Source organism: Streptomyces sp. NPDC002125 (assembly GCF_053593715.1).
Genome location: NZ_JBSFDD010000009.1, coordinates 47,417 through 60,973, shown reverse-complemented (window position 1 = coordinate 60,973; position 13,557 = coordinate 47,417). Strand labels below are relative to the sequence as shown.

Genomic DNA, 13,557 nt, shown 5'->3' with positions numbered 1-13,557 from the left:
GTGCGAGGGCTGACGGGAATCCCGGCCAGCGCGCCGATGTGGTGCACGTGGTGCAAGATCGTTTCGGGGACAGGGGCGCACACGTATGGGGCGCACACGCAACACTCGACTGGAAGCCGTCGTCCAGGAATGGGGCCTGTCGCAGCGGCAACTGGCCGCTCGCTTCCGGGCTGTCGCCGCAGAGAACGGCGCGACCGAGCTCCTGCGCTATGACCACTCCCGCATCGCCCGCTGGATCGGTGGCGCCACACCCGAAGGCCGTGCAGCACATATCTTGGCCGAGACGCTCTCCCGTGGCCTCGGCCGCACCATCACGCTGACCGACATCGGGCTGGCAACGGACGATGCCGCCGACCCACAGACGCCGACGTGGAGCGTCGACACCCTCGCGACGCTGGCGACCCTCGGGAGCACGGACATGGACATTGCACGGCGCCAGGTACTGGCACAGTCGGCCTACTCGGTCGCCGGCCTGGCCCTGCCCACCGAAGGCTGGTGGCAGGAATCTGCTGACCGAGCCCGCACCCGCAAGCCCCTGTCGAAGCACACGGTGACGGCCGAGGACGTCACCAGCGTGCGCGAGATGACGGCCTTCCTGTCCCGGCGGGACCAGCAGCGCGGCGGCCGGGGGGTGGGGCGCGCCGCCCTGGTGGCCTACCTGCGCACCGACGTCACCGAACTCCTTGGGGGACGCTTCTCCTCCGATGGTCTGCGCCGGGATATGACGTCGGCCGTTGCCGAGCTCGCCTACCTCGCGGGCTGGACGAGTTTCGACGCCGGGGAACACCCGATTGCGCTGCGGTGGCTGACTCTCGCGACCCAGTTGGCCGAGGAGGCCGGCGACGCTCCGCTCGCCGGGCACGTGTTGCGGGCGATGGCCCACCAGGCCGTGGACCTGCATCAGCCTCAGGAAGCCGTACGCCTGGCCGAGGGATCTCTCTCCAGCCGGCGCTACGCCGATGCCTGCTGGAGGGAGAAGGCCCTCCTCGGCGTCGTCCATGCCCGCGGACTGGCCGCCGCTGGCTACAAGAAGCAGGCCGCGGAGGCGCTCAACCGTGCAGAGTCCGATCTCTCGCGCGCCCCCCAGGACGGCGACGAGCCCGCTCGGGTGTGGTTCTTCGGCGAGGCGAGCCTCGCACATGAGACCGCCGCCGCGTTGCGGGACATGGGCGATCTGAAGGGTGCTGAGCAGCAGTTCAAGCGGAGTGTCCGCACCCGCCAAACGCCGTTCAAGCGGACCCACTCCGTCACCCTCGGGTACCTCGGTGAGGTACAGGTCCAGCAGGGGCAACTCGAGGCGGCCTGCGCCACGTGGCATCAGGCACTCGACACGATGACCGGCGTCCAGTCCGGGCGAGCCCGACAGACCGTGGTGCAGATGCGCCGCGCGCTGAGCCCCGTTCTCCGCCGAGGCGGAGGCCCGGCCGCCGACCTCGACACACGAGCCCGTGCCGTCCTCGCAGACCGGTAGCCCGTACGGTAAGGAAGCCCGGAGCGGAACGCGCGTGCGTCGGCGCCCAAGGAGAAGGTCCAGGAGGGGAGCGGAAGCGTGTTCGACCAGTTCATCCAGGTGCCGGTGATCGCCACGGTCGTAGGGGGCCAGACCGATCGCCTTGACGACTACAAAGGCGGAGTCGAGTCGATCATCCGTCTCGTCCCGAGCATCCCCGAAAGTGCCCTCCAGGGCATCGAGGAGTTCAGCCACCTGGAAGTGGTCTGGCACTTCAGTCTGGGATCGGACAGCGACATCGAGCTCGAGCCCCGGAGTCCCCGAGGCAATCCGGACTGGCCGGCCACCGGCGGCCTCGTTCACCGCAACCACAGGCGGCCGGCTCGGATCGGAATCTCCTACCCGCGCCTGCTGGGAGTGGAAGGACGGGACCTGCACGTCACGGACCTGGACGCGGACGCCGGAACTCCCATCGTCGACCTGGCACCGGTCTTCCAGGAGATGCTGCCCCGCGGAACGATGCACCAGCCGCCCTGGCCCGCCGACATGCTGCAGAACTACTGGAAGAAGGCCGGCGAACGCCCCTGATCCGTTGCGCACCCCAGGAACTCGACCCGCTGCCGTTGCGGGCAACGCGCGTGTCATGGCCATCACGATCTCCTGGGGGAAGGCAGAGCGGACCTGACCACTGCCACGGCACGGCGCAGTGGCGCTCGCTCCGCGGGTGCGTGGAGGCTCAGGGCCTCGGCGAGGCATCGGGCGAGTGGCGCAGGGCTCGTCAGCAGCGGCGCCCCGCCGATCGCCTGGTCGTCGTCGGGCGGGACGAGCCACTGTGCGACTCCGGTCGCCGATCGGGGGGTGGGCGCGGGTACGAGGATGGCGTGGCCTTTGCCGAGGCAGGTCGGTCGGGGGAGCCCGCTCGGCCACTGGGAGGCGGCCACCAGACTGCTCCAGCTCTCGACAGTGCCGCTCGGCACCAGCACGGCGGCGGAGCGGAGGCTGGTGAACCTCACAGCGGGCCCGAGGGGCTGCTCGTACTGAATAAGGAGCCGGTAGGCAGCTTCGATCAGCTGCCGATCTGCCAGAACGACGTCGAAGGTCACGCCGCACCTGAGCCGTCGCGGACGATGAGGATTCTCCCGCCACTGGCTGGCAGCCGTGTCCGGGCACCGCGTAGCTACGGAGAACCACATGGACAGAGCGTTGCTCTCGGCGATCTCACCGACCTCCATAGGCCCTCCCATCATCACGATGAAACACAGGGTGTCTGAGACGTGACCTAGTGCAGCGAAGGGCTGGAGCGGTGAACAGGTCTTTTCCCCGGAACTCTGGCCGCCTTCTACACGCCCTTTGGCCGCCCTTTCGCCTGCCCTTTCCCTCTGACCTGGGGCTTCAGGTGACGAACCCTCACGCGAGGCCACCAAAGTCGCTACCGTGAGGCCATCCAGACGGTGAGGAGGTGGCCATGCGTGAACTCAAGCGGTTACGCACCCGCGCGAACCGCACACAGGAGGAGGTCGTACGGGAACTCTCAGCCCTTGCCCGACGCCTTCGTGCGGAAGGACGCTTGAGTAAGACGCCCACCTTCACGGTCCGCCAATACTCCAAGTGGGAGAACTCCGACCCTCCTCCCTGGCCGCATCCTGACAGCCGGGCGGTACTGGCCGCCTACTGGAAGTGCCCTGTCGAAGAACTGGGATTCCGGCCCCCGCCGGATGAGGACGCGTGTCCTGTGGTTCTCACCCCGGTGCCCTTGGTGAGCCAGGCATCACCCGCTCCCTTCCTGGTCGCCTCCAGCTCCAGTCCTCTTACCGACGAGGCGCCGCCCCCATGGCTGGCCGAGACAACTACTGGTACTAACCGCAGCGGTGAGTGGCGAATCTCGCCAGAGGAAGTCGAGCTACTGTCGGGCGCCGCCGACGACAACTACGCGATCGACCAACAGTTCGGTGCGAATCGGCTGTGGCGACCGACCCGGGCCCATCTGCTCTGGACCCACCACATGATCGACCGAGGGATCTACGACGAGGCACTGGGACAGCGGCTGCACGCGCTCGCGGGGAAACTGACGACGTCGCTCGGATGGTTCTGCTACGACGCAGGACTGCAGACCCAGGCCCGCCAGTACTTCTCGGAGGCACTCAACGCGGCTAACTACACCAGCGACGACGTCCTGGCCAGCCGCACCCTCAGCAACATGGCCCGCCAAGCCGTCGACCTGAACAAGGGGCGCGAAGCCGTCCGCTTCGCCAAGCTCGGACAGCGGCACGCCGAACTCTGGAACGCACCCAGCCGCGTCACCGCACTGCTGGCCATCCGAGAGGCACAGGGGCACGCACGCATCGGGGACGCCTTCAACTCCGAGGCCGCCATCAAGCGTGCCTGGCAGGAATGGGAGCGCGGAGATCACAAGCTGGATCCGGACTGGGCACACTTCCTCAACCTCGCCGAACTGACGTGCTTGGAGGGCATGTGCCGGCTCGATCTCGGCCAAATGGGCCGGGCCCAAGAGCTTCTCGCACGGTCTGAGGCGCTTCAGGACGTCGCCCACTCCAGAAACCGCGGAATGTGCCTCGGCCGGCTCTCAGTCGCGGCCGTGCAGAACGGCGACATCGACCACGGCCTGGCCGCCGCGACGCAGGCACTCCAGCTCGTCGAAAGCGGGATGTCGTCGACACGGACAACCGCGCAGCTGGCGATCATCCATGACGGCCTGATCCCCCATCAACGCGCCCGCGGCGTGGGGGACCTACTCGAACAGATCCGAACTCACGTCGCGTGAGCAAGCAAAGGAGAGTGCAGACGGTGGACCCGGAGTTCCAGCGGCACGATGAGCAGTCAGCGAAGGCGATACTCACCGAGCTGGTCGACGTCTACGCCACGGTGTACGACACGCCGCCCTACATCGGCGACCCCTTCTTCTCCGTCGACTCGTTCCGGAATCGACTCGAGGCCGCATTCGACACCGAAGGCTTCGAGACGGTGACAGCCCGGCTGGACGGTCGGATCGTCGGATACGTCCACGGCGCCACCCTGCCCCCCGACAAGCCCTGGTGGACGTCCCTCGGAACCCGGCGACCGACCCCGTTGCAGCAACTCGCCGACTCGGGCGGCATCTTCTGGCTGCGGGAGCTCATGGTGCTGCCTGCTCAGCAAAACCGCGGTCTCGGACGCCAGATCCACGACACCGTCATCTCCGGCCGGGAGGAGACCGTCACAGCCCTGACCTGCATCGTGGATAACCAGCCAGCCCACGATGCCTATCTCCGGTGGGGGTACACGGTCCTCGGCCAGATCAAGCACGCCCCCGAATCACCCGTCTACGACGCGATGTACCTGACTTCCCACTGAGACCGGAAAGCACATGACGCAAGCCATAGCCACCTCGGTTCCTGAAAGCACTCAGCGCCGGAACCGACTCTCGCAACGCCCCGACGCGCTGTTCTGCTACGGAACGCTCCAGTTCGATGCCGTCCTCCGGGCCCTACTGGGTCGAGTTCCGCAGAAAACTCCGGCGTCCGTGCCGGGCTACCGCGCGGCCGCACTCGAAGGCCGCGTCTACCCGGGCCTTGTCGTCGGACCGCCCGCCAACCTCGCCTCCGGGGTGCTTTTGACCGACCTGAGCGACAAGGAGTGGCGCATCCTCGACGCGTTCGAGGACGCCCGATACGAGCTGCGAGAGCTGTCGCTGGCCAACGGTGGGCGGGGTTGGGCGTACGTATGGCCCACAGGCGGTGTACGGGGGGATGACTGGGATGCCGCGGCATTCGAGGCCCAGCATCTCGTTGCGTACGCAGCCCGCTGCGCGCGGCTTGCCCCTGGGCTGGCCGCTGGGCGGCCGAAGGGCGAGTAGACCGCGACGGTGCACGGAGGAGCGGCGGAACCCGGCGACAGACGGCTGTCGGCACTACCAGTCGGTGCGGAAGCGCCATGCCCCTGACATCGGTCAAGGGCATGGCGTCCGAGCTGGAAGTGTCGGCATGAGGCAGCGGAATCTGTTGCAGGGCTACGAGGTGGTGAGGATGCGGTTCAGTTCGGCGTCCAGCGCCGCTCGCACGCTGGGCACTGAGCTCTCCCGGCCGTACGGAACCGCTTCGGTCGTACGGCGGAGGAAGTCTTCGATCGGCGGCCGAGGGGCCGTCAGGATCGCGCTCGCGCCGTCCACACGGAGACGGAAGACGACGTCGTCTGCGTTGCGCGGATCAGGACCGATCTGTACATCCCCTTCCCCCGTCAGCCGGACCAGGCTGTCTCGGATCAGGTCGCGGTTCACATGCCAGACGACAGGCTCGTCTCCCATGCTCATGCGGAAGACGATCCGTACGGCGTACGGGTCTTCCAGCGCGTAGTGCAGAAACGCTGTGATGACGAAGCAGGGGTGCGGCTGCGGCATGTGGAGCCGCATCGCGAAGGCGGTGCTGACCGGCTCCTGCACATCAGTGCTCATCGAAACTGATCTCCTCGGTAGTGAATGGCAGGAGTGTCTAGCTGAGGCCGTTGAGGCGTGGTCCCGTCGCGAATCTCTTGCCATCCGTGAGCAGGTGTCGGCGTTGGTCTCTTCGGGGACTGAGCACGCAACCTACGGGGTGGAGCGGACAACCACCCGGAGCTCCTGTCTGTGATCACCACCGCCGACAGGCCGTGTCCGGTTGACCGGTGAGCATGCGGCGGGGCCACCACCGCGGTGGCCCGCAAGGAGGTCACGACTTTGCCCGCCGACTACATCCCTTCGCCGGCCGAGACCGCGGAGGCCATGCCTGCAGAGATCGAAGATCAGGTGCACGCTGACTACGCCGACTGGAGTGTGGTGACCAGTGTGGACGAGAGCCATCCCTTCCCCATGCTGGTTCTGGGGAACGACAGGGCCGAGTTGCATCTTGAGCTGGGCCCGGAACGACTGGACGAGCTCCTCGGTGCGCTTGCCGCGCAGATCCAGGAGAGCGACGACGGTGATCTTGACTACCTGGAGCCCGATGATGCTGCGCGGAAGCCTCTAACCAGGCGGATCGGTTCCAAGGCAGTGCACGCCTCGGGCTGGCCGACCGCGGACCGCTGGTGGCGGTCGGCCGATTCAGGTACGCGCATCATCGTCGTCGGCGTCATCGTGGCGGTCATGGTGCTCGGGCTGCTGGTGACGTTTTGAGCCCAACGTGACGAGGCGCCGTCCTCTCCAGCCCGCGGGTGTGCTGTCAGGCAGTGCGGTCGCTGCTTCCTCGAATGAGAGCGAGTTGCTGTTCATCGGGCAGCTGGTCGAGAAACGTCGCCTCGCCGTACTGCTGTGCCTTGGCGGTCAGTGCCTCTTCTTCTGTTGCGCCTGGAAGGAGAGCCCAGGTGGCGGTGCACCACGGCGCACCGACGAAGTGGTGGAGTCGACCGTGGGAGAAGCACCAGGCGAAGACGGTGGGGTCACTCAATGGTTGTCCTGAGGTGCTAGTCGGGAAAGGTGGTGATGGGCAACGTACCTGGCGGTACCGACAGTCATGCTGTTCCCGCGGAGTGCTCTGCTTCATCGTTCGTCGAGCGGGGTCCCGGGGTAATCAGTGGGTCGGCCGTGCGAATGCTGGAGTGCAGCGGCCAGCACAGGACAGCCCCGAGTGCCCCGGCGCCGCAGATGGTCCACGTCGCAGTCACTCCTCCGCCGTGGCTGAGGGACCAGGCGGCAAGGAGAGGCGCGGCGATGACCGCCAAGGCGAGGTTGCTGCCCCACAGGCCGGCGTACCGTCCGTGTGCTCCAGGCGGGGCAAGGCGGGAGACGAGGTCGCCGGCTGCGATGAACAGGATGATCTCGCCTGGGACGGCGGCGGCTGCGGCAAGGCAATAGCCGGCGGTGGAATCCGCCAGACCGGCCAGGCCCATGCCGGCGCCCAGGAGGAGGGCGCTGGTTGCCAGCAGACCGGTCATGGGCCCTCCGTGCGCCGCGCGTCTGCTGAGCCATGGGGTCATGAACGGGGACAGGATCAGTACGGCGGCCGCGTTCGCTACCTGCGTCCAGCCGTATGCGGTGGCGTCCAAGTTGTCGTAGCTCATCATCATCGGAAGGGCCGTGAAGACGCTGCCGGCGCAGATGAGTGCGCAGAGGCTGGCGAGGGAGAGCAGCCACAGACGGGCGTCGCGTACCGCGTGGGTGTACCCCGTCTTGGTTGCCTCGGGGCCGGTGCGGCGGGCGTAAGGAGGGAGCAGGAGTACGGCGGCCACTCCGAACATCGCGCAGGCGAGCGCGTTGACCCAGAACAGTGTCGGAAGTCCTGCTGTGGCGGCAAGATAGCCGCCCAGTGATCCGGTGAGGGCGGCACCGATGTTGACGGCGAAGTGTCGCCAGCCATTCACCAGTACCTGCTGCGCCTTGGTGGGGAAGGTGTCGTCGATGAGTGTGGTGATCACCGGCCGGGCGGCGTCGTAGACCACGCCGGTGAGTAGGGCGGCGGTGATGATCCCCGTTGAGGAGCGCACTTCCGCCAGGATCGGCAGGATGACCGCGGCTGTGGCCATGGCGCAGGCAAGTGTTGCGCGCGGTCCGATGCGGTCGGACAGCCAGCCGCCGCCCACCTGTCCTATGAGCCAGCCTGCGCCGAAACTTGCCACGACCCAGCCGGTCGTCTGTGCGGAGAAGCCGAGGCTGTCGGCGTGGTACGGCAGGAAGGGGTAGGCGAAGCCGAGGGCACGGATGGCGAAGGTTCCGATCAGGGCTGCCCAGATGATCGGGGGCCATCGGCGGTTCTCGGCTGGTGTTGTGGTGGTGGCCTGCGGCGAAACGACGGCAGAAGGCACGGCTGCTCCAGGGGTCAGGTTCCTTGTGCGGGGGTGGTCGCGCCGAGGCCTGCTCGGTCAGGTCAGCGCGGGGGTGCGGATGGAGTCCGCGAACAGGGCGGCGGTATCGGCGGCAGCTGCTGCGCCGGTGCTGTCGGGGCGCCGAAGGAGACAGCGGACGATGGGGGATCCGACTACGACGCCGGCGACGTGAGGGGCGACCTGCTCGGCAAGCTCGGGGGTGGAGATGCCGACCCCGGTGACGATGGGGACGTCGGACAGTCGCTTCAGCCTGCGGGTGAAGGCCTTCAGGGCGGCTATGTCGAGGTGTCCCTGGTAACCGGTGCGGCCCGTAACGGCTGGGGCGTACAGCCAGCCGCTCGCAGGTGCGGTGACCTGGCCGAGTTCGGTGTCGGTGGCCTGTCGGGGGGCGAACTGGAGGTTGTGGAGTCCTGCCGCCCGGGCGGCTACGGCCCACTCGGCAGCTGCGGCCGCGGGGAGGTCCGGGATCAACGCTCCTGCGGCGCCGGCGTCGGCGAGTTCACACGCGAATCGACGCGGATTGTGCGCGCGCACGGGCTCCCAGTACGTCATCACCAGCACGGAGGCTTGGGTGGTTTCGGCTGTGCGCCGGACCGTGGTGAAGACGTCCTGGATCTGTGTCCCGTGTTCGAGGGAGCGCTGGTTCGCCGCGGTGATGGCCGGTCCGTCGAGGGGGGCATGCGGGTGGGGCAGGCCGATTTCGAGAACGTCCGCTCCGGCTACGGCGAGCATCTGCAGGGTCTCGATGTCCAGGCCGGGGGCCGGAAATCCGGCCGGCAGGTAGGCACCGAATACGGGTACGGGCTGGGCCAGCCTGGCGGTGAGACGGGCCGCAGCGGGGGTGATGTCGTGCACGGAAGGTCCTTGGGGGAGTGATCGGCCGGGGCCGGGAGGCCCGGGCTACGGGGCGGGGGTGGGAAGCGGATGTGTTTGTTCCTGCTGCGCGTCTCGGAGGGCCCTGGCCAGGGGGCGGCACGCGGCGACGGCGACGAGTGCGCTGCCGACCAGGAGGGCGGCGACCAGGGGGCGGCCACCGGTGTTCAGCGCCAGGGCTATGCCGAGCGGCGGAAGAGAGGCGACGGCGGTTGCTCCGCTGAGGACTGCCTGGTAGCGGCCGGTGGCGTTGCGGGGGGCGTGGGTGGAGATGTAGGCGCCGAGCGCGACGGAGAAGGCGATCTCACCGGGGACCAGGAGCGCGGCCGCGGCGGCGTACCCGAGGGTGGTGTGCTGCAAAGCGGCGAGGCTGATGCCAAGCCCGAGAATGGCGCAGCCGCAGGCGAGGATGGGGACGAGCGGGTATCTGGGGGTGTCCCCGGAGCCGACGAGCAGCCGGGTGAGGGGTGGAGTGAGCGCCAGGACTGTGATCGTGTTGGCGAGCATCGCCAGGCCGTAGCTGGTGGGCGGGAGTCCGTCGTCGGTCATGAGTAGCGGCAGGACAGAGACCAGTCCCCAGGCGCAGGTCATGCCGCAGACTGCCGCGACGGCGATCCAGCGCAGTGAGGGGTCGGCGAAGACCTGGCGGTAGGTGACGGCCGGGACGTCGGCGCTGTCAGTCGCGGTCCGTGGTGTCAGGACTCGGTAGGCCACGGCCGCGAATCCCAGGCACGCAAGTCCGTTGACGACGAAAAGGGCTTTGTAGCCGTAGTGATGGGCCAGGTATCCGCCGGCTGCCGCACAGATGGCTATGCCGACGTTGGAAGCCCAGTACAGCCAGGACTGCGCACGGGTGCGGCCGGCTTCACTGTCGATGGTGGCGTTGATCTGCGCGCTGACCGCCGGCCGGTGGATCTCCATCGTCATGCCGAGGAAGAACGAGACCAGGAGCAGGGCGGGAAACGACTCGGCGATCGCGAGGGCGAAGCAGGCGAGGGAGGACAGCGCCATGACGAGCGAGAGGCCGACCCGTTGTCCCAGCCGGTCTGTGAGGGCCCCGGCTGAAGCGAGGCCAGCGCACCAGCCGAGTCCGAATGCGGTCAGTGCTGCGCCTGCGGCCGTGGTGCCGTATCCGAGCCCGTCAGCGACGTAGTAGCCCAGGAAATCCCATGCGAAGCCGGCGGCCTTGATGAGCAGAGAGGAGGCAAGCAAGGTCCAGACGACGGATCGCGCCGCTCGCATCGCTGGGCTGACGGGCGGGGTGATGACGGTGGGGGCGGTGGTCATGCAGCTGCTCCGGATACTTGAGGGGCGAACGCCCGGTTGTGCTGGTGGGAGAGGGGTGGGTGGCCCGGATTGAGCCCGGACCTGTCGGCCGTCTCTGGAACCCGACGGACAAGTTCGAGCGCCGCGATGCTCAGCCCCGACCGCTTCGTCTTCGTGGAGGTGCGATCTCTTGTTCCAGCTCGAGGTCGGCGTCGATCTCCTGCTGAATCGCCGGGTCGTACCGCGGTTCGAGGAAGACGTCTTGCCAAACCGGTCGAGGTGACAGCGGCTGCCGACGGGCTCGCCCGGGAAGGGTGGTGCGTGCGCCCGGGACCTGTTGGGACCGGTGCGCTGGCTGAGCGGGTGACACTGCGTCTCCTCTTCGTGGCATGACCAAGTGGGCCGCAGAGGGCATCAGCGGTCTGGAGGGGTGGGCGGTGCCCCGGCACTGGGGCCGGGGCACCACCTGTACGTGCGCAGGGAGCCCGCGTTGCGGGCATCGCGTATACGGAGGGCCCAGCGGTGACAGCTCGCACCGCCTGGCAGGTTCGGCTAGCCGGCGAGGCTGAGGAGCATGTCCTTGCGTATCCAGCCGTACGTGTTCGCGGCCATGCCGCTCTTGGACCGGTAGATCAACTTGCCGTAGTACCAGTCACCCTTGCCGCAGTAGATGCGCAGGTCGTCGCCGTCGTAGAGGAATCCCTTGGAGGCGTACGACGTCCCCGGGCCCGATCGGTAGTTGATTCCGTTCCCGTCGACCTGGGCGTTGTGGTCCGCCAGGTTGTAGGTGCAGCTGGAGGCGGTGGCCGCTGACGCTGCCGGTGCCAGGGCGGCCGCCCCGCCGGCCAAGAGGGCCGCGGACAGGGCGACGGTGGTGAAACGGCGGATGGACTTCATGAGTGCTGCTCCTTCGATCGCTGGCGCTTCCTGAACAAAAGCCATAAATGCGACTCGCCTGAGCAGGCGGGGGTAAGGGGTGTTCTCACCCCCGCCTGATCGGTTACGACGTGGCGTTACGCGGCGTCGGGCTTGCCGGCGCCTCGAGCGGCGCGGCGCTTGTTGATGCCGGCGACTCCGAGGGCGGCAACGCCGGCCGCGAGCAACCCACCTGCCGCCAGGCCGAGCTGGGTGTTGCCGTCCGCTCCGGTATGGGCGAGCGATCCGCTCGGCTTGCTGCCTGCCACGTTCTGCGTCGTGTCGGACACCTTGCTCGCTTCGGACTTGCCGTTGCCAGCTGCCTCACCCGCCGGCCCGCCCGCCCCGGACCCCGGCGTCGACTCGTCGCCACCCCCAGGGTTTGAGGTCGGGTCCGGGGTGGGGTCGACGCTCGGGTCGGGCTTCGGGTCGGGCTTCGGGTCCGGCTTCGGGTCGGGCTTCGGGTCCGGCTTCGGGTCCGGCTTCGGGTCGGGCTTCGGGTCCGGCTTCGGGTCCGGCTTCGGGTCCGGCTTCGGGTCCGTACCCGGGTCGGTGCCCGGGTCCGTACCGGGATCGGTGCCCGGGTCCGTACCCGGGTCCGTGCCGGGATCGGTGCCCGGGTCGGTGCCCGGGTCCGTGCCGGGATCGGTGCCGGGATCGGTGCCGGGATCGGTGCCGGGATCGGTGCCGGGATCGGTGCCGGGATCGGTGCCGGGATCGGTTCCCGGGTCCGTGCCCGGGTCGGTTCCCGGGTCCGTGCCCGGGTCGGTTCCCGGCTCGGTCGGGTCGTCCGCGGGCGTCACGACCGTCTTCGCGTCGGCCTTGGCCCCTTCGTCCCCGGCCTCATCGGCCTTCACCTGCGCCGTGGCGCTCACCTCTGCGGCCGAGGCACCGGTGGTGGCGACGCCCAGCACACCGACTGCCATGACGGCGGCCGAGGCCACCCGCATCATGCGCCGGCGCGGCGTCGTACTCCTCTTACTCATGCGTCTCGCTGCCCTTCATCGCACGTTGGCAGGCCGCCGCGGATCGACGATCTCCAACGAGACGCACAGTAGGAACGGAAGCGGACACCTCCCTCGAAGCGCATTACCGGCGGCCTCGACCACACGCCGAGGTGGTGACCACTGTCCTGTTGGGCCCCCGTCGTCAGCGCCTCGGCACAGCACTCCGGCCGCAGACGAGCCTGTCCGCTCTGCTTCATACGTTCAGGACATGAGTAGTTCACAGCTTCCGACCCACCCAGCGGGGCTCGCAGTGCCGGCACAGGTCCCACCAGTGCCTCTTCGACGCCCTCCAGAGGCTCGCGCACCGCCGAGGGCGCCTCGCGCCGCCAGCCGAACGCCGTCTCTCGACAACGAAGGAAGTAATCCATGCGACCTCTGACCCGCCGGGCCGCGACCGCCACCGCGGTCACAGCCCTCATGCTCGGTGGAGCCACCGCCCTCGCCGCTCCCGCATCCGCAGTCGGCTCCACCGCGTGCACCAAGAACGTGGCCGACTACACCGCCTGGACCTCAACCACCGTCCACCTCCGCAACGGCCCGAGCACCAGCTACACGTCCCTGGGCCTGCTGCGCACCGACACCAAGATCACAGTGGCCTGCTACGCAAAGAGCGGCACCTGGGCCCACATCAAGGTCCGCAGCGGGGCCAACTCGGGCAAGACCGGATGGATCAGCGCCTACTACATCTCGGTGCCGATGCAACTGGACTAACCGCGCCACAGGGCGCGGCAACCGCCCCCGAAGGCGCCGTTCCGGCCGTCACGCCATGGGTGGGCCCTGACGCGAGAGCGTCAGGGCCCACCCAGCCCAACACGGCCAAGTTCCACCGATTCCTGAAACGTCACCTGAGTCCTCCCCTCCCTGCGGAGCCTCGGAAGGAGACACATTCCGTGAACCGACCACCCCTGGCCGCCCACTACGGCCTCGGTGTGATCTTCCCCGTTGTCGTATTGGACAGCAGCGGATGGAAGCAGGCGGCGCCCTGGGCCCGCCCCCAGCGGGCCACAGAACGCGATGACCTCCTGGTCCTGCGCTGGTCCGGTTTGGACCAAGACGAGGACGAGTCGGTACAGCTGCTGGTCGCCCTCGCCCGACTCGCACCCGACCCGCTCGACGACGAATCAGCGCTGGCGGCGTATGCCGAGCAGTTGCCCCGCTCCGTACGTCTGATCGCGCTGCGACCTTCCGCACTGATTGGCAGCTGGGCAAAGCGCCCCGGACAGCAGCAGCCGGCCCGCCGCGTCGCATAGCCCCTCT

The 13,557-nt window shown here is 68.3% G+C and carries 16 protein-coding genes; 8 read left to right on the top strand and 8 right to left on the bottom strand.

Annotated elements, in window-relative coordinates; translation table 11 throughout:
* The first annotated feature begins 85 nt into the window (after positions 1 to 85).
* Both ACWCQM_RS17570 and ACWCQM_RS17565 read left to right on the top strand, forming a co-directional pair.
* Positions 86 to 1,471: a Tat pathway signal protein gene (locus tag ACWCQM_RS17570; protein WP_450916137.1), complete on the top strand. Its 1,386-nt coding sequence runs from the start codon at positions 86 to 88 to the stop codon at positions 1,469 to 1,471.
* A 78-nt stretch (positions 1,472 to 1,549) separates the two neighbouring features.
* On the top strand, positions 1,550 to 2,038 hold the full coding sequence (locus tag ACWCQM_RS17565) for a TrmO family methyltransferase domain-containing protein (RefSeq protein ID WP_450916136.1): 489 nt from the start codon (positions 1,550 to 1,552) through the stop codon (positions 2,036 to 2,038).
* 62 nt (positions 2,039 to 2,100) lie between these two features.
* On the opposite strand, the gene ACWCQM_RS17560 is transcribed toward ACWCQM_RS17565, so the two are convergent.
* Positions 2,101 to 2,553: a hypothetical protein gene (locus ACWCQM_RS17560; RefSeq protein WP_450916135.1), complete on the bottom strand. Its 453-nt coding sequence runs from the start codon at positions 2,551 to 2,553 to the stop codon at positions 2,101 to 2,103.
* Positions 2,554 to 2,915: 362 nt separating this feature from the next.
* Between ACWCQM_RS17560 and ACWCQM_RS17555 the strand changes: the two genes are divergently transcribed.
* Genes ACWCQM_RS17555 through ACWCQM_RS17545 form a run of 3 tightly spaced genes read left to right on the top strand, consistent with a single transcriptional unit; the run spans position 2,916 to position 5,303 of the window.
* Positions 2,916 to 4,232, top strand: a complete 1,317-nt coding sequence (locus tag ACWCQM_RS17555; protein WP_450916134.1) for a hypothetical protein — start codon at positions 2,916 to 2,918, stop codon at positions 4,230 to 4,232.
* Positions 4,233 to 4,255: 23 nt separating this feature from the next.
* A complete protein-coding gene (locus tag ACWCQM_RS17550; protein ID WP_450916133.1) occupies positions 4,256 to 4,801 on the top strand; it encodes a GNAT family N-acetyltransferase in 546 nt (181 codons plus the stop codon).
* A 13-nt stretch (positions 4,802 to 4,814) separates the two neighbouring features.
* Positions 4,815 to 5,303 (top strand): gamma-glutamylcyclotransferase family protein, encoded by a 489-nt coding sequence (locus tag ACWCQM_RS17545; RefSeq protein WP_450916132.1) that lies wholly within the window; start codon positions 4,815 to 4,817, stop codon positions 5,301 to 5,303.
* A 153-nt stretch (positions 5,304 to 5,456) separates the two neighbouring features.
* On the opposite strand, the gene ACWCQM_RS17540 is transcribed toward ACWCQM_RS17545, so the two are convergent.
* The gene (locus ACWCQM_RS17540; protein ID WP_450916131.1) at positions 5,457 to 5,897 is read right to left on the bottom strand and encodes an SsgA family sporulation/cell division regulator; all 441 of its coding nucleotides are present in this window, start codon (positions 5,895 to 5,897) and stop codon (positions 5,457 to 5,459) included.
* A 261-nt stretch (positions 5,898 to 6,158) separates the two neighbouring features.
* Here ACWCQM_RS17540 and ACWCQM_RS17535 point away from each other — a divergent pair, with 261 nt between their 5' ends.
* Complete coding sequence (locus ACWCQM_RS17535; RefSeq protein WP_413093176.1) at positions 6,159 to 6,593, top strand: hypothetical protein; 435 nt, start codon at positions 6,159 to 6,161, stop codon at positions 6,591 to 6,593.
* A gap of 46 nt (positions 6,594 to 6,639) precedes the next feature.
* On the opposite strand, the gene ACWCQM_RS17530 is transcribed toward ACWCQM_RS17535, so the two are convergent.
* The 6 genes from ACWCQM_RS17530 to ACWCQM_RS17505 all read right to left on the bottom strand — a co-directional run bounded on the left by ACWCQM_RS17530 (position 6,640) and on the right by ACWCQM_RS17505 (position 12,279).
* Positions 6,640 to 6,864, bottom strand: coding sequence for a hypothetical protein (locus ACWCQM_RS17530; RefSeq protein WP_450916130.1), 225 nt, complete (start codon positions 6,862 to 6,864; stop codon positions 6,640 to 6,642).
* Positions 6,865 to 6,928: 64 nt separating this feature from the next.
* Positions 6,929 to 8,218 (bottom strand): MFS transporter, encoded by a 1,290-nt coding sequence (locus tag ACWCQM_RS17525; RefSeq protein ID WP_450916129.1) that lies wholly within the window; start codon positions 8,216 to 8,218, stop codon positions 6,929 to 6,931.
* Positions 8,219 to 8,275: 57 nt separating this feature from the next.
* Positions 8,276 to 9,094: a tryptophan synthase subunit alpha gene (gene trpA / locus ACWCQM_RS17520; RefSeq protein WP_411098863.1), complete on the bottom strand. Its 819-nt coding sequence runs from the start codon at positions 9,092 to 9,094 to the stop codon at positions 8,276 to 8,278.
* 45 nt (positions 9,095 to 9,139) lie between these two features.
* The gene (locus tag ACWCQM_RS17515; RefSeq protein WP_376620647.1) at positions 9,140 to 10,399 is read right to left on the bottom strand and encodes an MFS transporter; all 1,260 of its coding nucleotides are present in this window, start codon (positions 10,397 to 10,399) and stop codon (positions 9,140 to 9,142) included.
* A gap of 531 nt (positions 10,400 to 10,930) precedes the next feature.
* Complete coding sequence (locus tag ACWCQM_RS17510; protein WP_351866873.1) at positions 10,931 to 11,275, bottom strand: SH3 domain-containing protein; 345 nt, start codon at positions 11,273 to 11,275, stop codon at positions 10,931 to 10,933.
* Positions 11,276 to 11,391: 116 nt separating this feature from the next.
* A complete protein-coding gene (locus ACWCQM_RS17505) occupies positions 11,392 to 12,279 on the bottom strand; it encodes a hypothetical protein (RefSeq protein ID WP_450916128.1) in 888 nt (295 codons plus the stop codon).
* A gap of 387 nt (positions 12,280 to 12,666) precedes the next feature.
* Here ACWCQM_RS17505 and ACWCQM_RS17500 point away from each other — a divergent pair, with 387 nt between their 5' ends.
* Together ACWCQM_RS17500 and ACWCQM_RS17495 are read left to right on the top strand one after the other, a co-directional pair.
* Positions 12,667 to 13,011, top strand: coding sequence for an SH3 domain-containing protein (locus ACWCQM_RS17500; protein ID WP_351866868.1), 345 nt, complete (start codon positions 12,667 to 12,669; stop codon positions 13,009 to 13,011).
* Between the two features lie 179 nt (positions 13,012 to 13,190).
* Positions 13,191 to 13,550, top strand: coding sequence for a hypothetical protein (locus ACWCQM_RS17495; protein WP_450916127.1), 360 nt, complete (start codon positions 13,191 to 13,193; stop codon positions 13,548 to 13,550).
* Positions 13,551 to 13,557 lie beyond the last annotated feature (7 nt).

Excerpts from the sequence above, each read along its gene's own strand:
- ACWCQM_RS17540 (WP_450916131.1), bottom strand. The coding sequence starts at position 5,897 with ATGAGCACTGATGTGCAGGAGCCGGTCAGCACCGCCTTCGCGATGCGG.
- ACWCQM_RS17545 (WP_450916132.1), top strand. The coding sequence starts at position 4,815 with ATGACGCAAGCCATAGCCACCTCGGTTCCTGAAAGCACTCAGCGCCGG.
- ACWCQM_RS17515 (WP_376620647.1), bottom strand. The coding sequence starts at position 10,399 with ATGACCACCGCCCCCACCGTCATCACCCCGCCCGTCAGCCCAGCGATG.
- ACWCQM_RS17510 (WP_351866873.1), bottom strand. The coding sequence starts at position 11,275 with ATGAAGTCCATCCGCCGTTTCACCACCGTCGCCCTGTCCGCGGCCCTC.
- ACWCQM_RS17570 (WP_450916137.1), top strand. The coding sequence starts at position 86 with ATGGGGCGCACACGCAACACTCGACTGGAAGCCGTCGTCCAGGAATGG.
- ACWCQM_RS17555 (WP_450916134.1), top strand. The coding sequence starts at position 2,916 with ATGCGTGAACTCAAGCGGTTACGCACCCGCGCGAACCGCACACAGGAG.
- ACWCQM_RS17505 (WP_450916128.1), bottom strand. The coding sequence starts at position 12,279 with ATGAGTAAGAGGAGTACGACGCCGCGCCGGCGCATGATGCGGGTGGCC.
- ACWCQM_RS17500 (WP_351866868.1), top strand. The coding sequence starts at position 12,667 with ATGCGACCTCTGACCCGCCGGGCCGCGACCGCCACCGCGGTCACAGCC.